This is a genomic window from Geminocystis herdmanii PCC 6308 (genome assembly GCF_000332235.1).
Taxonomy (GTDB): domain Bacteria; phylum Cyanobacteriota; class Cyanobacteriia; order Cyanobacteriales; family Cyanobacteriaceae; genus Geminocystis; species Geminocystis herdmanii.
This window is the reverse complement of record NZ_CM001775.1, coordinates 2,426,847-2,447,237: the sequence shown is the minus strand read 5'-3', so window position 1 is coordinate 2,447,237 and position 20,391 is coordinate 2,426,847. Positions and strand designations below refer to the sequence as shown.

Annotated in this window: 24 protein-coding genes; 10 read left to right on the top strand and 14 right to left on the bottom strand. The window is 34.9% G+C overall.

Translation table 11 applies throughout. The features are described 5' to 3' along the window. Positions 1 to 14: 14 nt before the first annotated feature. From SYN6308_RS12160 to SYN6308_RS12135, 6 genes are read right to left on the bottom strand one after another with little or no spacing between them, the layout of a single operon-like run. Positions 15 to 227 carry a type II toxin-antitoxin system HicB family antitoxin gene (locus tag SYN6308_RS12160; RefSeq protein WP_017294720.1) on the bottom strand — a complete coding sequence of 71 codons (213 nt, stop codon included), beginning with the start codon at positions 225 to 227 and terminating at the stop codon, positions 15 to 17. A 26-nt stretch (positions 228 to 253) separates the two neighbouring features. Beyond that, positions 254 to 499 (bottom strand): type II toxin-antitoxin system HicA family toxin, encoded by a 246-nt coding sequence (locus SYN6308_RS12155; protein ID WP_017294719.1) that lies wholly within the window; start codon positions 497 to 499, stop codon positions 254 to 256. Then, entirely contained in the window at positions 499 to 723 is a 225-nt protein-coding gene (locus SYN6308_RS12150; protein ID WP_202803906.1) for a type II toxin-antitoxin system HicB family antitoxin, read from the bottom strand. The genes SYN6308_RS12155 and SYN6308_RS12150 overlap by 1 nt, the downstream gene beginning before the upstream one ends. A 44-nt stretch (positions 724 to 767) precedes the next feature. Next, complete coding sequence (locus tag SYN6308_RS12145) at positions 768 to 1,001, bottom strand: type II toxin-antitoxin system HicB family antitoxin (protein WP_017294717.1); 234 nt, start codon at positions 999 to 1,001, stop codon at positions 768 to 770. A 7-nt stretch (positions 1,002 to 1,008) separates the two neighbouring features. Further along, positions 1,009 to 1,239: a type II toxin-antitoxin system BrnA family antitoxin gene (brnA, locus tag SYN6308_RS12140; protein ID WP_017294716.1), complete on the bottom strand. Its 231-nt coding sequence runs from the start codon at positions 1,237 to 1,239 to the stop codon at positions 1,009 to 1,011. Beyond that, positions 1,229 to 1,489, bottom strand: coding sequence for a BrnT family toxin (locus SYN6308_RS12135; RefSeq protein WP_017294715.1), 261 nt, complete (start codon positions 1,487 to 1,489; stop codon positions 1,229 to 1,231). Before SYN6308_RS12135 ends, brnA begins: the two co-directional genes overlap by 11 nt. A gap of 94 nt (positions 1,490 to 1,583) precedes the next feature. Between SYN6308_RS12135 and alaS the strand changes: the two genes are divergently transcribed. Beyond that, on the top strand, positions 1,584 to 4,250 hold the full coding sequence (gene alaS, locus SYN6308_RS12130; RefSeq protein ID WP_017294714.1) for an alanine--tRNA ligase: 2,667 nt from the start codon (positions 1,584 to 1,586) through the stop codon (positions 4,248 to 4,250). Positions 4,251 to 4,304: 54 nt separating this feature from the next. Here alaS and SYN6308_RS12125 read toward each other — a convergent pair whose 3' ends face one another. Then, the gene (locus SYN6308_RS12125) at positions 4,305 to 6,047 is read right to left on the bottom strand and encodes a two-component system response regulator (protein ID WP_017294713.1); all 1,743 of its coding nucleotides are present in this window, start codon (positions 6,045 to 6,047) and stop codon (positions 4,305 to 4,307) included. Between the two features lie 81 nt (positions 6,048 to 6,128). Further along, a complete protein-coding gene (locus SYN6308_RS12120; RefSeq protein ID WP_017294712.1) occupies positions 6,129 to 7,397 on the bottom strand; it encodes a M16 family metallopeptidase in 1,269 nt (422 codons plus the stop codon). Positions 7,398 to 7,614: 217 nt separating this feature from the next. Between SYN6308_RS12120 and SYN6308_RS12115 the strand changes: the two genes are divergently transcribed. Next, entirely contained in the window at positions 7,615 to 8,085 is a 471-nt protein-coding gene (locus tag SYN6308_RS12115; protein ID WP_017294711.1) for a DUF4079 domain-containing protein, read from the top strand. A 205-nt stretch (positions 8,086 to 8,290) separates the two neighbouring features. On the opposite strand, the gene SYN6308_RS12110 is transcribed toward SYN6308_RS12115, so the two are convergent. The 3 genes from SYN6308_RS12110 to recO all read right to left on the bottom strand — a co-directional run bounded on the left by SYN6308_RS12110 (position 8,291) and on the right by recO (position 11,127). Continuing rightward, positions 8,291 to 8,749 (bottom strand): DUF4168 domain-containing protein, encoded by a 459-nt coding sequence (locus tag SYN6308_RS12110; RefSeq protein ID WP_017294710.1) that lies wholly within the window; start codon positions 8,747 to 8,749, stop codon positions 8,291 to 8,293. A 53-nt stretch (positions 8,750 to 8,802) separates the two neighbouring features. After that, complete coding sequence (locus tag SYN6308_RS12105; RefSeq protein ID WP_017294709.1) at positions 8,803 to 10,182, bottom strand: MFS transporter; 1,380 nt, start codon at positions 10,180 to 10,182, stop codon at positions 8,803 to 8,805. A gap of 150 nt (positions 10,183 to 10,332) precedes the next feature. After that, positions 10,333 to 11,127, bottom strand: coding sequence for a DNA repair protein RecO (recO, locus tag SYN6308_RS22375; protein WP_017294708.1), 795 nt, complete (start codon positions 11,125 to 11,127; stop codon positions 10,333 to 10,335). A gap of 104 nt (positions 11,128 to 11,231) precedes the next feature. Between recO and SYN6308_RS12095 the strand changes: the two genes are divergently transcribed. The 6 genes from SYN6308_RS12095 (at position 11,232) to SYN6308_RS12075 (ending at position 16,020) form a co-directional block, all read left to right on the top strand. After that, complete coding sequence (locus SYN6308_RS12095; protein ID WP_017294707.1) at positions 11,232 to 12,227, top strand: Gfo/Idh/MocA family protein; 996 nt, start codon at positions 11,232 to 11,234, stop codon at positions 12,225 to 12,227. A 118-nt stretch (positions 12,228 to 12,345) separates the two neighbouring features. Beyond that, positions 12,346 to 12,540: a hypothetical protein gene (locus SYN6308_RS12090; protein WP_017294706.1), complete on the top strand. Its 195-nt coding sequence runs from the start codon at positions 12,346 to 12,348 to the stop codon at positions 12,538 to 12,540. After that, positions 12,530 to 12,964 carry a PIN domain-containing protein gene (locus SYN6308_RS12085; RefSeq protein ID WP_017294705.1) on the top strand — a complete coding sequence of 145 codons (435 nt, stop codon included), beginning with the start codon at positions 12,530 to 12,532 and terminating at the stop codon, positions 12,962 to 12,964. The genes SYN6308_RS12090 and SYN6308_RS12085 overlap by 11 nt, the downstream gene beginning before the upstream one ends. Further along, the gene (locus SYN6308_RS25785; protein ID WP_272943031.1) at positions 12,957 to 13,088 is read left to right on the top strand and encodes a hypothetical protein; all 132 of its coding nucleotides are present in this window, start codon (positions 12,957 to 12,959) and stop codon (positions 13,086 to 13,088) included. Before SYN6308_RS12085 ends, SYN6308_RS25785 begins: the two co-directional genes overlap by 8 nt. Before the next feature lie 5 nt (positions 13,089 to 13,093). Next, the gene (thrS, locus tag SYN6308_RS12080) at positions 13,094 to 14,893 is read left to right on the top strand and encodes a threonine--tRNA ligase (RefSeq protein WP_017294704.1); all 1,800 of its coding nucleotides are present in this window, start codon (positions 13,094 to 13,096) and stop codon (positions 14,891 to 14,893) included. 104 nt (positions 14,894 to 14,997) lie between these two features. After that, positions 14,998 to 16,020: a CIA30 family protein gene (locus tag SYN6308_RS12075; RefSeq protein ID WP_017294703.1), complete on the top strand. Its 1,023-nt coding sequence runs from the start codon at positions 14,998 to 15,000 to the stop codon at positions 16,018 to 16,020. 182 nt (positions 16,021 to 16,202) lie between these two features. On the opposite strand, the gene SYN6308_RS12070 is transcribed toward SYN6308_RS12075, so the two are convergent. Then, entirely contained in the window at positions 16,203 to 16,919 is a 717-nt protein-coding gene (locus tag SYN6308_RS12070; RefSeq protein WP_017294702.1) for a DUF502 domain-containing protein, read from the bottom strand. 259 nt (positions 16,920 to 17,178) lie between these two features. On the opposite strand from SYN6308_RS12070, the gene ybeY reads away from it, so the two are divergent. Both ybeY and ribD read left to right on the top strand, forming a co-directional pair. Then, positions 17,179 to 17,700 (top strand): rRNA maturation RNase YbeY, encoded by a 522-nt coding sequence (ybeY, locus tag SYN6308_RS12065; RefSeq protein WP_017294701.1) that lies wholly within the window; start codon positions 17,179 to 17,181, stop codon positions 17,698 to 17,700. A gap of 28 nt (positions 17,701 to 17,728) precedes the next feature. After that, positions 17,729 to 18,862 (top strand): bifunctional diaminohydroxyphosphoribosylaminopyrimidine deaminase/5-amino-6-(5-phosphoribosylamino)uracil reductase RibD, encoded by a 1,134-nt coding sequence (ribD, locus tag SYN6308_RS12060; RefSeq protein ID WP_017294700.1) that lies wholly within the window; start codon positions 17,729 to 17,731, stop codon positions 18,860 to 18,862. Here the strand turns inward: ribD and SYN6308_RS12055 are convergent. After that, complete coding sequence (locus tag SYN6308_RS12055) at positions 18,850 to 19,521, bottom strand: DUF3782 domain-containing protein (RefSeq protein WP_017294699.1); 672 nt, start codon at positions 19,519 to 19,521, stop codon at positions 18,850 to 18,852. The genes ribD and SYN6308_RS12055 overlap by 13 nt on opposite strands. A gap of 227 nt (positions 19,522 to 19,748) precedes the next feature. Continuing rightward, complete coding sequence (locus tag SYN6308_RS12050; RefSeq protein ID WP_017294698.1) at positions 19,749 to 20,273, bottom strand: GNAT family N-acetyltransferase; 525 nt, start codon at positions 20,271 to 20,273, stop codon at positions 19,749 to 19,751. Positions 20,274 to 20,391: the final 118 nt, after the last annotated feature.

The window sequence follows — 20,391 nt, the reverse complement described above, 5'->3', positions numbered from 1 at the left end:
TTTATAACTAAAATTTAAGCAAAAATAAAGGTTTTAGGCTGAGGTAAAGTTTTACCATCTTCTTGATATTCTTCCATAATTAATTCTAAAACTTCTTGCCCATTTTTTAAGGCTTCTTCATAGGTTTCACCATGAGTAATGGGTTGCATTTCATTTTTAAAATCAGGAAGAAGCACGACAAAACAGTTATCTTCATTACTCCATTGAATAACGATCGTATATTTCATAATTAATTGTTCTCCTTATCAATAACTTATAACAACTTTATTAATTCTTCGATCACGAAGTGGCGCTGCGCGATCGATAATTCCGAATCTCGTAGAATTTTTGTAAACAACCCTTTTCCTAGAATTTTACCACTATGTACGGGTATCGTAACAATTCTGTTATCTGGATGTTTTAGTCGAAGATGACTTCCTTTTTGTCTGATTTCAACAAAACCAATTTTTTTCAATGCCTTAATAATTTCATTGGCAGTGACACTAGGTAATTTAGGCATTAGACTCTAATTTTTTGTACTCCTATAAATTCATTAAGACTGACTAAATTGTTATTTTCTTCTAATTCTTCTAAACACATAGTGATAACTTCCTTCATATTTTCCATTAATTCATCAATGGTTTCTCCTTGGGAATAACAGGCTTTTAATTGTGGCACTTCTCCCACATAAAAACCATCCTCATCTTTTTCAATTACTACATAAAATTCTCTTTTTTTCATTATCTTAATTTAGAAATATTTACTAATTTGTACTTTCTTAATAAAATTTAAGCAAAAATAAAGGTTTTAGGTTGAGGTAAAATTTTACCATCTTCTTGATATTCTTCTATAATTAATTCTAAAACTTCTTGCCCATTTTTTAAGGCTTCTTCATAGGTTTCCCCATGAGTGAGAGGTTGCATAACATTCTGACTAAATTCAGGTAAAAAAACCACAAAACAATTATCTTCAGTTGCACGAGGCTTAATTTTTAGAGTAAAATTTTCGTTATGATTGTTCATAGGAATATTATATTTTAACGGAATCTAAATGTTGAGCAATCCAGACTTTAATTAAAGATTGAGACTCAATACCTAATCTTTTCGCTTCTTTATCTAAGGCAATAATCATCCATTGGGGTAAATCTAAATCAATTTTTGTCTTTTCTAAAGCGGGACGTTTTGCCGTTGATAAATCAAAATATTCTAAAATATCCTCTTTTCCTTCATCAAATAATAAATCTAATTCTTCAGCTTTCATAAAAATTTACCTCTTGTTTTCTCGATCGTCTAACAGATATAATTCTAATTTTATTTTGACGATATGTTATTATTGCAGACCAATATTTTTCTCGAATTTTACCAATTATTATAATCCGAAATTCATTGGTTGAATTTGTTTTTATCTCAATACGATTATTGTCTAACCATAATAATTGGGCTTCTTCAAAATCAATTCCATGTTTTTGTTTATTTATATTACTTTTATTTTCATCATACTCAAATTCCATACTTTCGCAGTAACAAAGACTCTTAAAAACACTTTCTTATGATAGCAACAAAAATCAGCAATAATAGGAGATAGACCATTATTGATAATATTTTATGACTAATATCCCTCCCTCCCTCACGGGAAACGAAATCAGAGAGAAATTTTTAAACTTTTTCGAGCAAAAACAACATAAAATCTTGCCTAGTGCCTCATTAGTGCCAGAAGATCCCACTGTTTTACTCACGATCGCAGGAATGCTCCCCTTTAAGCCCATTTTCTTAGGACAGAAAACCTCTGAATTTCCCCGCGCAACCACTTCTCAAAAGTGCATCCGTACTAATGATATTGAAAACGTAGGGCGCACTGCCAGACATCATACTTTTTTCGAGATGTTGGGTAACTTTAGCTTCGGTGATTACTTTAAGTCACAAGCCATCGCATGGGGTTGGGAATTGTCAACTCAAGTGTTTCAATTACCTCCAGAAAGAATCGTTGTCAGTGTGTTTAGAGAAGACGATGAGGCTTTTGCTATCTGGCGTGATGAAGTGGGAATCCCCGAAAAACGGATTATTCGCATGGGAGAAGAAGATAACTTCTGGAAATCGGGGGTAACAGGTCCTTGTGGTCCTTGTTCCGAGTTATACTATGATTTTAAGCCCGAATTGGGGGATGATAATATCGACTTGGAAGACGATACCCGCTTCATCGAGTTTTATAACTTGGTGTTTATGCAGTATAACCGAGACGCTGAAGGCAATTTAACCCCTCTGCAAAACAAAAACATTGATACAGGCATGGGGTTAGAAAGGATGGCGCAAATTCTGCAACGAGTGCCGAATAACTATGAAACTGACTTGATTTTCCCGATTATTACCACCGCAGGAAAGTTGGCAGATATTGACTATAAAACTGCTTCGGAAAATACTAAGGTATCTTTGAAAGTTATCGGTGATCATGTGCGATCAATCGTACAGATGATTGCTGATGGTATTTCGGCATCGAATATCGGCAGGGGTTATATTTTGCGCCGTCTGATACGTCGTGTGGTGCGTCACGGGCGTTTAATCGGCATCGATGGCAATTTTATCAATGAGGTAGCCGAAAGCGCTATTAAGCTATTAGAAGGGGTTTACAGCAACACCAGAGAAAGAGAAAAGGTAATCAAAACCGAGTTGCAACGGGAGGAGTCGGCATTTTTAGCAACCCTCGAAAGGGGTGAAAAACTCTTAAATGAGGTGATAATTAAGCTCAAAAGTCAGCAAAAAACCGTTATTTCGGGAGAGGATGCTTTCACTCTTTATGATACTTATGGTTTCCCTCTCGAATTGACTCAAGAAATTGCAGAGGAGGAAGGCTTAACGGTTGATGTGTCTGGTTTTGAAGCGGAAATGGAAGCCCAAAGAGTTCGATCGCAGTCTGCCCATGAAACCATTGATTTAACTGTACAGGGTAGCATAGATAAGTTAGCAGAGCATATTCATCCCACGGAATTTTTAGGCTATAGCGAGTATCAGTTAATCAGTCACATCGAGGCGTTATTGATTGAGGGTAAATCGGTGGAAAAAGCCGAAACTGGGCGTAAAGTTCAGCTAATCTTGAATAAAACCCCATTTTATGCGGAATCTGGGGGGCAAATTGGCGATCGAGGTTATTTAGCAGGAGAAGATGTGTTAGTATCGATCGAAGATGTACAAAAAGAGTCGGGCTTTTTCGTCCACTATGGTACAGTAGAAAGAGGTTCGATCGAAGTAGGGCAAAAGTTACGCGCTACTATTGATAAAGCCTGTCGTAATCGAGTTAAAGCCAATCACACCGCAACTCATTTGTTACAGTCAGCTTTGAAAAAAGTTGTCGATGAAAACATCTCTCAGGCTGGTTCTTTGGTATCCTTTGATAAGTTAAGATTCGACTTTAATTCTCCTCAACCAATTACTAAGCAACAGTTACAACAAGTTGAAGATTTAATCAACACTTGGATAGCAGAAGCACATCCTACCGATATTAGTATTATGGGCATTGATGAGGCTAAAGCTAAAGGTGCGATCGCCATGTTTGGGGAGAAATACGGCTCAGAAGTGCGTGTTATCGATATTCCTAGCGTTTCCATGGAGTTATGCGGAGGCACTCATGTTAATAATACAGCCGAAATTGGCTTATTTAAGATTATCTCCGAAACTGGGGTTGCTTCTGGTATCAGACGTATCGAAGCTGTGGCAGGTGCATCTGTTTTAGAATATCTCAAAGTTAGAGATGAAGTAGTGAAGCAATTATCAGACAAATTAAAAGCCAAACCAGAAGAAATTTTCGATCGATTTTCTAACCTTCAAAGTGAGTTAAAAGGTACTCAAAAAGAGTTAGAAAATATTAAGCAAGAGTTAGCTTTATTGAAGTCTGAAAACTTAATTAATGATGCGGAATCTGTGGGTGAATTTAAAATTTTAGTCGCCAATATGGGGGCATTAGATGCTAAATCGTTGCAATCCGCAGGAGAAAAATTACAACAAAAACTAGGTAATTCTGCGGTGATTTTAGCCTCCATTCCTGAAGCGAGTGAAGGGGCGAACGGCCGTTCGCCCGTACATTTAGTGGCGGCTTTTGGTGAAAAAGTTTATAAAGAAAAACAACTTCAAGCAGGTAAATTTATCGGCGAAATTGCTAAAATTTGCGGTGGTGGAGGCGGTGGAAAACCAAATCTTGCCCAAGCTGGTGGTAAGGATACAAGTAAAATTGAGGAGGCTTTAACTATAGCTAAAAATAAATTAATTGACGCTTTATCTTAATCTTTTTGGTGGGGCGGTGCATCGCCCTACTATAACTTCTTTCTCTATTTAAAGTTAAATATTTTTTTCTAACAATTCTTGAAACTGAGGAAAAGGTAAAGGGCGACTAAATAAATAACCTTGATAATAGTCGCAATTATTCTTATATAAAAAGGCTAATTCTGGTTCAATTTCGACTCCTTCTGCTACCACTTTTAAGTTGAGATTATGTGCCATTTCTATTAAATATTTGGTAATGGTAGCATTTTTAGGATTATGATTAATGTCTTTGATAAAACATTGATCAATTTTAAGAATATCGAAGTTAAAATCTTTAATATAGCCTAAAGAAGAATAACCTGTACCAAAATCATCGATAGCAATGCTTAAACCAATAGATTTAAGTTTATTTATTTTCTTAATTGCCATAGAAGTATTAGTAATTAAATTACTTTCTGTCAACTCTAACTGTAATAATGAGGGATTAAAACAATGAAAACCTAGAATTTTTAAAATTTTATGTTCTAATAAATCTTGATTAAATTGACGAGAAGAAAGATTAACAGCTACTTCTAAATCACTTCTATATTTTTGTTGTACAATTTTGAATTCTTCACAGGCACGATTTAAAACCCATTCTCCGATTTCCTCAATTAATCCTGTTTCTTCTGCTAAAGGAATAAATACGGCAGGGGAAATAAATTTTTCTTCAGGATGATTCCATCGTAATAATGCTTCAGCACCGATAATTTTACGGGTGGCAATTTCAATTTTTGGTTGATAATATAACTCAAGTTCATTTCTTTCTGAAGCATGGTGTAATTGTGCCTCTAAACTAATTTGTCTGGGGGTATATTGATGCAAAGTAGAAGAATAAACTTGATATAAATTTTCTCCTTTATTGTCTAAGTCTTTAACAGCTTCTTTTGCCTTATATAAAAGCTCATCTATATTTTGTCCATGTAAAGGATATAGACTAATACCTATTTTAAAATCTATATAAATTTCATTATTTTTATAGATAAATGGAGGGGTAATTTTTTCTAACAATGTTTTAGCTATATCCATGACTTCTTGTCTAGTAAAAAGAGGAGGAATAATCAGGACAAATTCATCGCCATCAAGCCGAGCAAACATGGTATCTTCAGTTAAATTAGCTTGAAATCTTTTCACTAAAGCCTTTAATAATAAGTTACCTAATTCTTGTCCAAATTCATCTCTAATGAGTCTAAATCGATCGAACCTAAGATAAAATATAGGGATTAGTTTAGGTATATCTCGATCGTGTTCAAAAGATTGTGTATTTAATTGTTGATAAAATACCTCTAAAATACCATTAAAATTTTCTACTAAAGATAATTGATTAGGTAATTGAGTTACTTCATCATGTTTAATAATAAAATCTAATTTTTCTTGTTGTTGTGTAAGTTTAGATTTAAGATATTCTAGTTCTTGATATTTATTTAGGGCAATAATAATAGTACTAGCTAAATCTTGAATTTTATAAGGCTTTACAACATAACCATAGGGAGAAGTTTTAATAACTCGGCTTAAGGTTTGATCATCAGCATAGGCAGTTAAATAAATGACAGGAATAGGGGGGAAAATTTTACTTAATTCTTCAGCTAATGTGATACCATCTTTTTCTCCTTTGATATGAATATCCATCAAGACTAAATCGGGATTGGTATTGATAATTTTCTCGAATGCTTTATCTCCATCACTACATCTTCCAGCGATTTGATAGCCTAATTTTTCTAAGTCAATAATAAGACTTTCGGCTGCAATAATTTCATCTTCTACGATAAAAATTTTCATCTTTGTTTAATTAATAATTTCTTAGCTTTTGAACTTAATTAATTTTAAATATTACCTTTAAATTTATTGATATGTAATAATTTAATTATTAGCAATTATAACACCATAAGCACTCAGGAGTAAAAATTTGTGAGCGGCTTTTTGTATATCTTCAACGGTTAACTTTCTGATTTTTTCAGCATATTCTAAAGCTGGATTGAGACTCCCTACCTGTGAATAATAATAACCATATAAGTTAGTTCGATCGCTCGGTTTTTCACTTTGGAAAATATATTGATTCGCCACAATTTGAGCAACTCGATTTAATTCTTGAGATGTTATGCCTTTATTTTGAATATCTGCAATATGATCAATTATAGCATCTTTGACGATCGAGATATTTTCTTTTGGTAATTGAGAGGCGATATAAAATAAACCTTGTATTTGATTAGTCATATTAGTTGCTGAAATGCGAGTGACAATACGACGATTTTCTCGCAAATCCCGAAATAGTCGGGATAATCTACCTTGTCCTAATATTACCGCTAAAACATCTAAAGGGAGAGTTTCTTCTAAATTATTTAACCCCGGCACACGCCATGTCATCATAAAACGAGATTCTTGTAAAGCCTTATCGGTATATTCTTCCGTGACAATTTCGTTAAATGCAGATTCAGGTATATAGGTTGGTTTTTCGGGTAGGCTATTAATTTTGTCAAGGTTAAGGGCATTGATAATCCTATGGGTTAACTCCTCATGAGGTAAATTTCCTACGGCTACCACCGTCATATTTGAGGGATGATACCATAAATCATGAAAATTCTGCATTTGTTCACGGGTAACATTTTCGATGATCTCTTTTGTGCCTAAAATGGGACGACTATAAGGCAAATTAGGAAAACTGTTGACCATCATTTTTTGATATATTCTGCGTCTTGGGTTATCATTCGATCGATTAATCTCCTCTAAAACTACCATTCTTTCTCGTTCAAATTCTGCCTGAGGTAATAGAGGATTTAACACCAAATCCAACTGTAGAGGTAAAATATCCCCAAAATCTTGAGGGGCGCAAGTAAAATAAAAATGAGTATATTCTTGACTGGTTGCCGCATTCGTCACCGCACCTCTGGCTTCCAATAAACGCTCAAACTCCCCACTAGCAAGGTTTTTTGTCCCCTTAAAGATCATATGTTCTAAAAAATGAGCCATGCCGTTAATAGAATCTGACTCTACCGACGAGCCTACATTAAACCATATATTAAGATTAATCGCAGAAACTGGAATTTGTTCGGTAATAATAGTTAAACCATTAGGAAATTTTGTAATCGTAGGGCAATGAAGGGCGTTTGGTTTAACTAATGTTAAAGTCATAGGAGATTTTGGTTCAATAGTTTAGTTACAATTTTTATTCTAACGTGAGAGTTCTTCATCTTGATTTATCTTTTCCTCATGCAAAGACGCAAAGATATTTTTATTTTGTTGATGATGCGGTGTAGTTTCCTAAGTTATTTTATTACCAATCCTTATCAGGTGAACTCGATCGTGTTAATTTATATTAAGTAATTGAAATAGATAAGGTAAAAAAACAATGAATTTTGAGATTCCCCAAGCGGTAAAAACATGGTCACAATTTGGACATCCTATTCTAATGTGGGTATTATTTGCCACCGCCATTTATGCTTTATATTTAGGAATAAAAGCGAAAAAAACTCGTCAAGCTGACAAAGAAGCTAGAAAAGAGTTAATTAAAGGTAATTTTGCTAATCGTCATCATAAAGTCGGGGCAATTTTTATGGCTTTGGTAGTCTTAGGCACGATCGGCGGTATGGCGGTGACTTATATTAACAATGGTAAATTATTTGTAGGACCACACTTATTAGCAGGATTAGGTATGATGTCAATGGTAGCCGTTTCCGCTTCCTTAGTACCCTATATGCAAAAAGGTAATGCTTTCGCTAGATTGAGTCATGTGGGTATCAATATGAGTATGCTATTAGTTTTTGGTTGGCAAGCGTTTACGGGTATCGAAATTTTACAAAGAATTATTAGCAAATTATAATTAGGGTTTGCCTCATAGTATTTATCGATTAGGGTGTTAGGTTGTAGGTATTAGATTTTAGGTTAAATAATTATAAATCAAGGTATTTAGCCTAATTCTTAGATTGACAAAAAACAAATTACATCATATCTCTACTTGAAACCCTCAGAAAATGTGCAATTTTTAAATAAAATTTGTTAAAACTACACACTTGATCATCTTCTAATTACATTTGCCCAATCATTGTTTGTACTTTTTGTTTCAAAGTAGGATTATTTCTAACTTGCTGATGAATTTGATTAAATTGAGTATTAGTTAATCCATGTTTTTTGACAATGGCTTCGGATTGCTGACAATAATTTTCTGCTATGTTACGGGCATTACTTGGTAATTGATTGAAGGTATTTTCTTGATAGCAGTTTAACTGACTAGGTTTTGACTTGCCAACGATACTTTCTATGTTGCTTAAAGTTGTAACTCTCAAGTTTTCGATCTCGATCGCAGCTTGGGCATATTTTTTTAAATCTCCATCACTAACACTTTGAGCTACCACATGATTATTAAAAGTAATCGTTTGTGAATTTATTTCAGGAATGACACCGAATACGATCGCACCAGTACTTAAACCTAATAAAATTAAAATCTGATAAACGGTTTTAGAGAAAGAATAATTATTTACTAACATAATTCTAAATTAAAATAAAAATAAATCTATATCTAGTATGAAGAATTTTGAACTTAATTTGTTCCTGATGTTTGGCTAATCCAAGAAGTTAACCATCCTCCGACAATGGCGAATAAAGCGAGGATAAAAAATACTATTTGTAGTCCAAGATACGTTTCAGCAATACCGGCTAAAGCTAAGGGTAAAGATAAGGCAATGTTAACGGCGTTATTTTGCAAACCAAATACTTTTCCCCGCATATCAGGGGGGGTTTCTCCTTGAATAGTCGTCTGCATAGGAATCCCGACAAAGGCGGCAAAAATACCTAAAATAACCGTCATAACTAAGGCAAAAAAGAGGCTATGGGTAGAAACAGATAAACCCATTAAAGCAAAAGACATCCCCATTGATCCCCAAAAACCTAGTTGACTATGGGAAGTAATAATATTCTGGTGAGTTACGATCGTGCCTCCGATGGCAATACCAACTCCAGTGGAAGCCAAAAGATAACCAAACTGAGAGGCTTCCATCCCCGGTATGGTTTCCGCTAAACGTACAGCTAACACTGCCAAAGCCGCAAAAATTGAGAACAAAATTACTAACTGAAACAGGGCATTGCGCACTCGATGATTTTTTTGTAGGTATCGTAAACCTTCTTTTATATCTTCGATGGGGTGTTTTTCTTCCGTTTGTTTATCCTTATCTTTTTCTTGAGTATTGAGACTTAATAAGATTAATCCTGCGAATAAATAGGAGATTCCCACAAATAATTCTTGGGCATAATTCAAGTTAAATTTTGTACCCCAATTACCAATTAATTCTAAAATGGGATCACCAATGGCAAAACCGATAATTAACATTGCCATCATGGTAGTTGTATAAACAGAATTAGCGGCTAATAAATTTTGTTTTTTTACAATTAAAGGGATGGTAGATTGTTCGGCTGGAGCAAAAAATTGAGTTGCTGTAGATACAGAAAAAGTTATCAATAAAATTAACCAAAATCCTACGGGAAAGTTTAAAAATTTTTGGTTAATATTATTATTTAATAAGCAAAAAGGGATCAGAAAAACTAACATTCCTCTGATTAAATTTGAGGAAACTAATACAGCTTTTTTTGACCATCGATCGACATATACTCCTGCTAATGACCCGAATAAGACAGCAGGAATAGTAAAGGCAATCATCACTAAGGATACCCAACGACTAATGCTTTCTCCTTCGGTTTGGAAATTACTGCTAATAATAGCAATGATTAAAACTAAATATATTTTATCGGCTAATTGAGAGAAAACTTGCCCTAACCAAAGTACCAGAAAACTTGAATTTTTTAATACTGCCATGAATCCTTTTTTTGCCGTATTTTCAATTAATTCTTCGTCGATATTTTCATGATTTAAAGATATAGATTTTAATTCTGATAATTCTTGTTTTTCTGTGTCTGATACAGGCATTTTTATTCAATTCTAAGTTATTTAATTAGTATTTACTTAGTCTAATAATTAGTATAAATTATTTAGGAGTATTTTCTTAAAATCAAATCTGGCATTAACTACGAAGTACATTGATTAAGAAAATTGACAGGAAATATTATTTCTTTTTCTCTACGTTAAAGCATATTTCATAATCCTTTGTGATACTACCACATGACCTAAATAAAACTCAAGATAATCGTTGAGGACTTTTTCTATTTTAATCCATGCTTTTTCAATATCGCTATGGGAATAAGAAGAAGGGATACTTTCAGGAATGGCAAATACCGTTTTAGCAGAAAGACTTTGTAATAATGCTAATTCTATGGCATTAAGGTTCACATCGATCGAAACCGATGATAGATTATTCTTAATTAACCCTCCTGCTTCAAAGCTAAATCCGACTTTCCAGCGTCTTTCTTCAAAATTAGGGTTAATGGGATGTTGACTATTAACGCAATAATAGGCATTGGGGGCAACTCCAGCGGTAGCTAAACAGTGAAATACCCCTTGAGAGATATAAGGGAATAAACTCTCATCTTTCCCCGTGTTTTCAATGCGATACAAATGTTCTCGAAAAATACTATATAAATCTGGTTGTGCTTCTTGTGCGATCGCTAAATTTAAGACTAACTCCGCTAAATATTGAGATACCGTTAATTTTTCGATCGTTCGACTTAGTTTACTATAGGATTCTATGGTATCAACTTCGAGGATTCGATCGAGACTTTTACCCTTAGCAATAGAAAAATGATTAACGATGAATAATTCCGTTTTACCCCTAAGATGAGAGTTATGATTTCTAGCTAGAGGTGCAACAGCTTTGACTAATCCCCTATCAGGAGAAAGCATCGTAATCAATAAATCATTTTCGCCCAAAGGTTGTTTTTTGAGAATAATTCCTTCAACTTGATATATTTTACCCATGAATAGTTAACAACGGAAGTTACGCAGAATAAACTAATCAAGTATTATAGAAGGTTTGAGGTTTTAATTGTTAGGTAGTAGCTTAAAGATAAACTAAAAATAATATGGTAAATTACGGTTTAGAACAAAAAATGGTTAAAGTAGGTTTAGTCGGCACAGGATATGCCGCCAAAAGAAGGGCGGAGGCTTTTCAAGATTCTCCTTTTTGTGAATTAATCGCTGTAGCTGGAAATAGTTCGGAAAGTACTCAAGATTTTTGTCAAACGTATAATGTTGATGCGGTGGCAAGTTGGGAAGATTTAGTGAATAATTCGGCACTAGATTTAATCTGTATCTGTAATGTTAACAAAGATCATGGTTCGATCGTCCGTCAAGCATTATTAGCCGAAAAACACGTTATTGTCGAATATCCTTTAACCCTCAACTCTAGTGAAAGTGAGGAGTTGATTAACCTAGCACAAGCAAAACAAAAATTACTCCATGTCGAACACATTGAGTTACTAGGAGGAGTACATCAAGCCATTAAAAAATATTTACCAGAAATTGGCACACCTTTTTTAGCTCGTTATAGTACAATCTTAACAAAGCCCAAGGTTACTCTCCATTGGACTTATAATTATGAATTATTTGGTTTTCCGTTTGTTGGCGGGGTGTCTCGTATCAATCGATTTACAGATTTATTTGGGGAAGTGGAATCCGTGAATTGTGATGCTCGTTTTTGGGATGCGCCTGAAAGTGGTTATTTTTCTTCCTGTTGGTGTCAAGCCCAATTACAATTCAAAAATGAGATGATGGTGTCTCTTACCTATGGTAAAGGTAATCAATTTCAGACGAACGATCGAACTCTGGAAATATATGGCGATCTAGGTACATTAGTATTTGATGGAGAACAAGGAAAAATCAAACGAGGAGAAGAAGAAATTATCTTAGAAGTTGCCAGTCGGCGGGGATTATTCGCCCAAGATACGAACCTAGTTATAGAACATTTGCGTACTGGAAAACCACTATATATCAAAAATACTGATAGTGCCTATAGTTTAAAAGTAGCTCAAGCAACCCTAAAATCTTTTCAAAACAAAACTTCTTGTAGGTTGGGTTGAGGAAACGAAACCCAACAAAACCTACGTTAGACAAAAGAAAACTAATGAAGGTAAAATCATTGTAGAGGCGTAAAATTTTATACCTCTACGGGAAAAAAAATTTTTTATTAAAATGAATATGCGGTTAATTATTGAAATCGAAAATGAAAAAGATTTAGTAAAAGCTCAATCTTTAATAGGTGATAAAAGTCTTAATTTATTGGATAAAGCTAAGACAAAAAAACGTACTAGAAAGGATTTTGCTCAATGGTGTAGAGAAAATAGCACCCCTATTAGTGATATTCCTTCTAGGGAAGAAAGAAATGAAAGATAAATATTTTTTTGATACTAATGTTTTTATTTATGCTCTTTTAGAATCTAGTAATGAGAAAGATATTAGCAAAAAAGAAATGGCTTTATCTTGGATTGAAAATAAAGAAATTGAGGTGATTATTTCTAGTCAAGTTCTTAATGAAGTATCTAATATTCTTTTAAAAAAAAGTAAGTTTACACCAGTGCAAGTTATTGAGACTTTGGAGTGGATGATTGATAGTTTAGATGTTATTTCCCTTACCCCAGAGATAAGCCTAACGGCGTTAGATTTACATTACCGTTATCAGTTTTCATTCTATGATTCTTTAATCGTCAGTGGGGCTATTTCTTCGGAATGTGAATATTTACTTACAGAAGATTTACAGCAAGGGCAAATTATCACTTATAAGTCTCATTTAGTTAAGGTGATTAATCCTTTTGATTAACAATCTTAGTCAAATGGGGTTGCTCGATCGTAAAACGGCGTTACTCGATCGAGGTAAAATAGAGAGGACTTATTATGAAAAAACTTTGCGTCTTTGCGTCTTTGCGAGAGACAAAATATATTAAATGCTATGACAACAGAAACGATAAAATTACCACGCACCAGCGAATCAGAAAACTTAAAAAAAATTCGTCATACCACTTCCCACGTTATGGCGATGGCAGTACAAAAATTATACCCTAAAGCACAGGTGACGATCGGTCCTTGGACAGAAAATGGCTTTTACTACGATTTCGATTTGCCCGAACCCATAGCAGAAAAGGATTTGAAGGCAATAAAAAAAGAGATGATTAAGATTATTAATCGTAAATTGCCCGTGATTCGAGAAGTAGTTAGTCGAGAAGAAGCACAAACTAGGATCAAAAGTATTAATGAGCCTTATAAACTAGAGATTTTAGACAGCATTAACGATGATACTATTACCATATACCATTTAGCCGAAGAATGGTGGGATTTATGCGCAGGTCCTCACGTTGACTCCACCGCTGACTTGAATCCCAAAGCGATCGAACTGGAAAGTATTGCAGGAGCTTACTGGCGTGGTGACTCCAATAATAAGCAGTTACAGCGATTATACGGCACAGCATGGGAAAATCCAGAGCAACTAACAGAGTATAAAAGACGTAAAGAAGAAGCCTTAAAAAGAGATCATCGTAAACTAGGTAAAGAGTTAGGCTTATTTATTTTCGCCGATCCCGTAGGTCCGGGTTTGCCACTTTGGACACCAAAAGGCACTCTAATTCGATCGACTTTAGAGGATTTTCTGAAAAAAGAGCAAATGAAACGGGGTTACTTACAAGTAGTTAGCCCTCACATCGGCAGAGTTGACTTATTTAAGATTTCTGGACATTGGCAAAACTATAAAGAAGATATGTTTCCCATGATGGCAGACAATGCCGAGGAAGCGGAAAAAGAAGTCGGTTTTGTCTTAAAACCCATGAATTGCCCTTTTCATATCCAAATCTATAAAAGTGAATTACGATCGTACCGTGAATTACCCATGCGTTTAGCGGAATTTGGTACAGTGTATCGTTATGAGCAATCAGGAGAATTAGGAGGCTTAACAAGGGTGAGAGGCTTTACTGTGGATGATTCTCACCTTTTTGTAACACCTGAGCAGTTAGAATCAGAATTTTTCAGCGTAGTTGAGCTTATTTTATCAGTCTTCAAGAGTTTGCAACTGAAGAATTTTAAAGCCCGTTTGAGTTTCCGTGATCCCAATTCTGACAAATATATTGGTGGTGATGAAGTGTGGGAAAAAGCTCAAAACGCTATTCGCAACGCCGTGCAACACCTTGATATGGAATACTTTGAAGCGGAAGGAGAAGCGGCATTTTATGGGCCAAAATTGGACTTTATCTTCCAAGATGCGCTAGAAAGAGAGTGGCAATTAGGCACAGTACAAGTGGATTATAATTTACCTGAGCGTTTCGATCTAGAATATACCGCTCCCGATGGTACTCGTCAACGCCCGATTATGATTCACCGTGCGCCCTTTGGCTCTTTAGAGCGTCTTATTGGCATTTTAATTGAAGAATATGCGGGGGATTTCCCCCTGTGGTTAGCACCCGTTCAAGTGCGTTTAATGCCCGTTAACGAGGATTTTTCGGGGTACTGTGAAGATGTTTGTCAAAAAATGTTACTCGCTGGTATTCGTGCTGAAGTCGATCGAAGTAACGAAAGATTAGGTAAGATGATTCGTAACGGTGAAAAACAAAAAATCCCCGTCATGGCGGTGGTGGGCGGTGAGGAAGTAGCTAATAATACCCTTAATATTCGTACCCGTGCTTCTGGGGAGTTGGGCGCTATTGCTGTTACTGAAGTGATGGAAAAACTGGTAAGCTCGATCGAATCTCACGGTAATTTTTAATTTGTTCGTAGGGGTTGAATAATATTCAACCCGTATAAACGGCTAAAGCCATTACTACAAACTTCTTTTATAATGGATTATCCGAACATACCAAATTAATGAATATGCAGTTAAAACGCCTTTGGGATACTCTCAGTTTTTTTGATGTCTTACCTTTTTCCCGTTGTCTGCAATCATTTTTTAATAATGAACGAAAACAAACTTCTCGTTATGTCTCAACTATGAATTTAATCTTACTCTGTCATGATCATACTCCTTTAGCTCAAGAAACTCTTACCTATTTACAAAAGCAAAATTTACCCCTACGCATTCTCACCACTTCCCCTAATTCCATTACCTCTACCCCTACCACAGAAATTATTAACTTTAATCCAGCCCAAGATACTTTATCCTCCTCATTGCTAGAAAGGGTATCTGATATTATTTGTCTAAATGGTGAAAATGTTGAACAATTAGTCAACTTAATTCAAAAAAATCTGAATCCCAGTGAGATATTACTATCTACTTTTAATAGTCAAAATCAATATCAGGCTTATCTTTGGGGTGCTGTGGATGATGTGGTAATGGGGGGAGTTAGTAGCAGTAATTTGATTTTAGGGCAAGATAAGGCTATTTTTACGGGGAATGTTTCCACTAATAATAATGGTGGTTTCGTTTCTGTGAGAAGTAAAAATTTTACTCCCCCTTTGGATTTATCCCCTTATGATGGTATTAGATTAAGAATACAAGGAGACGGGCAAAGATATAAATTTATTACCCGTTGTGAGGGTAAGTGGGATGGTATCAGTTATTGTTATTCTTTTGATACGATCGCAAATGTATGGATGACAATTAATATCCCTTTTGTGGATTTAATCCCTGTATTTCGTGCTAAAACCGTGAGGGATGCAGATAAGTTCGATCGGAATCAACTATATTCATTACAATTAATGTTGAGTAAATTTGAGTATGATGGAGGATATAACCCTACATTTCGATCGGGCTTATTCAAATTAGAGATAGAATCCATTAAAGCCTACGGTAGAGCAAATTCCCCTCGCTTAATCCTTCTTGGTAGTGAAAAAGATCAAGTAAACACTTCTTTGTTAAAAGTTTATGGTAAAAACATCGAGGAAATCAACTTTTAACCTTATAAAAAAAAACCGACATAAAATGTCGGTAAAAGTTTATTGTCGTTTAATCTTGAGGAAATCTTTGCAGGGAGTTTCCAATGCTTCTCTGTTAGATTTCTTTACATTACTGTAACAGAAAGTACATAATTTGTAAAATTTTTTGGTAATTATTTTCTGATGGAGGAAAAATATTGTTGTCAATCGGTAGTAACGGGAGACTGTTCGATCGCACTAGGAATAGGAATAGAGTTATTACTTAAAGGAAGTGAAGGCTTAGAATTATTGTTAGTATTAGGAGAAACGATACCCCCAGAAATAAGAATTTTAAAAGCATCCTCAATGGAAAGAGAAAGATTAATCACTTCTTCTTCGGGAATCACCGCATACCATCCCGAAGTAGGATTAGGAGTAGTCGGGATAAAAACACTTAACATAGTTTTCTGATGATGAATTTGAATCATTTCACTAACTTTTCCCGTGACAAATCCCACACTCCATACCCCTTGACGGGGATATTCCACCATCACAACCCTTCTAAATTTTGTTTGGGAATCCTGAAAAAGAGTTTCTAAAATTTGTTTAAGAGTCTTATAAATCGAACCTGCTAGGGGAATCCCCTGCAAAATTCGCTCTCCAACATCCAGTAACCATCTACCGACAAAATTTCTTGCCATTAAACCAATGATGAGAATTAAGACTAAGGGTACTGTCAAACCTACGGAAAAATTCAGTAAATTAGTTACAATAGGGTCAAATCCATCAAAAGGATTAATCTGTTTGGGAATTTTGGTTAAAAATTTAATCGCCCAATTGGCAATAATATAACTTAACCAAATAGTAGTAGCTAAGGGAATTACTACTAATAATCCTGCGATTAAATCATTTTTTAAATCTTGTTTTATTTTCTGTAACACAAGCTCTTTTTATGTATTCCTGATTAATGACTAATACCTCCTATTATCAACTAAAAGTTAATCATTAACAATCATTAGATAGGAGATAGGAAACAGGAGATAGAAAATAGGAGAAATACTTAGAGAAAAAGATGCCATAGTATTGAGAATAATAGCAGGAATATTTATTTTAGAGAATAGAATCAAAAATGCTAAATTTTTGCATCAAAATCACTGAAATCTTGCATTATTAAATTATTCCCCTATTGAATATATTTCCATGAAACAATATCAAACAGACCTTTATATAGAAGATTTATACTTTTTCGATCGTAAACTAGAATCTCCGATTAAGGAATCTGAATGGCAAAATTGGCTAGAAAAATGGTTAAGTCTTTTAGAATTAGATTTGGATGATCAAAAAACCTATGAGATTAGTTTAATACTGACGGATGATCAAGAAATTCAAAGTTTAAATCAACAGTATCGAGACAAAGATCAACCTACGGATGTGTTATCTTTTGCGGCTTTAGAAACGGATTTCCCTGATACGGATTTTTTGGATTCTATTACTTTGGGTGATATTATTATTTCTGTGGAGACGGCACAAAAACAAGCCTTATCTCAAGGTCACTCTTTGAGGGTAGAATTGGCATGGTTAACCAGTCATGGTTTTTTACATCTTTTAGGATGGGATCATCCTGATGATGATTTTTTAAAGGAAATGCTTACTCTGCAAGAGTTTTTACTTAATTCGATCGAGCTTCAAGCACCTTCCATCGAACTTTTTTTCGATTCTTAACACTAAATTTCGACACAGAAAAAAATTAATGAGTTTTAATTCTCCATTATCCATTCTCAATTCTCCATTAATTCCTGATTTCGATCGAAAAATGATGCAAAAATGCCTTGAATTGGCTAAAAAAGCGCAAGGCAGAACTTCCCCTAATCCCCTCGTAGGTTCGATCGTGGTCAAAGATGGTAAAATCATCGGTGAGGGTTTTCATCCCCAAGCAGGACAACCCCACGCTGAAGTGTTTGCACTACGATCGGCAGGAATAGAGGCAGAAAAATCAACGGTATATGTGAATTTAGAACCCTGTAACCACTACGGAAGAACGCCTCCTTGCACGGAAGCCTTAATTAACGCTAAAGTCCAAAAAGTGGTCATAGGCTCGATCGATCCTGATAGTCGTGTTTCAAGTAGAGGAGTACAAAGATTAAGGGAAGCAGGTATAGAAGTTATCGTGGGAGTGGAGGAGGAAGAGTGTTTAAAACTCAACGAGGCTTTTTTTCATCGAGTGAAGTATAATCGCCCTTTTGGTATTTTTAAATATGCCATGACATTAGACGGCAAAATCGCCACCAATACAGGACATAGCCAATGGATTACAAGCCCAAGTTCTCGAAATTTTGTCCATTATTTAAGAAGTAGTTGTGATGCGGTGATAGTAGGAGGGAATACCGTAAGACAAGACAATCCCCAATTAACAACCCACGGCGTAACCAATCATAATCCCTTGCGAGGGGTGATGACAAAAACCTTTGATTTACCTTTTGATTGTCATTTATGGGATGTAAACCAAGCAAAAACCGTTATTTTTACCCTTCCTCAACCTAATTCGACTCTCAAAACTCATTTATTAACTCAAGGGGTGGAAATTGTGGAAATGGAAAATATTAACCCTTCCCTTGTCATGGAGAATCTTTGTCAACGGGGTTTTAATAGTGTGTTGTGGGAATGCGGAGGCAATTTGGCTTCTGAATGTATTAAACTTGGGATGATTCAAAAAGTATATGCTTTCATCGCACCGAAAATCATCGGCGGTGATGGTTTTAATCCCATTGGTAGCTTAAATATTAATACCATGAATGAAGCGATATTGTTACAGGATACTAATATTATTCAGATCGAACGAGATTTTCTCATTGAAGGATATATAAAACCTTCTTACCATGATTGAGGTTGAAAATTTTTAGGGGTATTCATTTTAAAAACATCATTGTGGATACGGGCAACATATAAACCCTCTTGTAACGCTTTATTGCGGACATCCGCCGACATATCGACTGCGGTTAAAATACCATAAACCTGTTTATTTTGATGTTCAGGAAAAAAGTGACGAAAACGGTCTAAGATGTTTTTTAATTGTTCGATCGCTTCTTCTTTAGCATGGCTTTTAACTTCCACTACATAAGCCCTATTAATCCCACCATTACTATAAGCTAAAACATCTATTTCCATTTCTTCTGCCCCTTTACGAACTCTAACACGAGGGCTAATCACCTCCATCTTGAATTGTTTGCTTAAAATTTTTTCCATAGAAGGCAAGGCTAAACCTTCGGTAAAACTACCAAACTTATCTGCTAATCCGCCGATTTGTTTGCCTAATTCTTTGATCTTACGATCGGTTTTCTTCATTTGTTCACCAGTTTCTTTTTGTAACTCACGAACTTCTTTAAATTGTTCACGAGTTTCTCTAAGTTGTTCACCATTTTTTCTAATTTGTTCACCATTTTTTCTAATTTGTTCACCAGTTTCTCTCATCTGCAATTCTGTTTGTTTTTGAAATTCAACTAATTCTCTTAATATTTCCCAAACTTCATCGGCGGTAGTTGTCATAATTTTTCTCTGATTTTATTTTACTTACTATTATAATATTTTAGCTCGATCGATTAAGATAAGTGAACTGTAAAACCTTGAAAAATAAGTATTAAAAGGTAGTCTTGGATCAAATTTTACTCGCTTCCAAGAATTAAATTTAGTAAAATATTCCTGAAAATCAATTTAACTAATGTTTAAATCAATTATTAATACTATCTCCTGTCTTCTAACTCCTATCTCCTCTTTTAGTCAGGATACCAAAACATACCCTTAATCCCTTCTGGGTCTAATACAAAACCTAAACGGCGGTAAAATTCTACTACTTGAGGATCGGCAAATAAGGTAACGTTACTAATATCATCGCTACGCAATTTTTTGATCATATATTTCATGAAAGTTTTGCCTAATCCTTTGTTTTGAAAACGAGGATGTATTACCACATCCCAAATAGTGGCATTAAATGATTGATCTGATGTGGCACGAGCAAAACCGATCAATACAGTTCTCGCCCCTCGTATTTCCCATGCAGAAGCCACTAAATAGCTGTTTTCTAAGGCTTTACGGACTTTCCTTACTGGTCTTCTAGCCCACCCTACAGAGTCGCATAATTCTTCTAATTCGTATAAGTCTATCTCTTGACTTGTACTGAAATAAATTTTACTACGTCCAAATACATTGGGATCGAGTGTCACCCAATCTCGATCGAACTCTTTGTTGGTTCGATCGTCGTTAATCTCAGTTTTTGTAAACAATTTTTGTAACCAAACCATGCCTATAGGTCAATGTATCTACAAATGGTCTATTTATTGTAATCCCTAATGGTGCAGAATCTTTCTTTTCCATTTAGGCACTAAAAAAAGATAGTACCATAAAATGAGTAATGAGTAA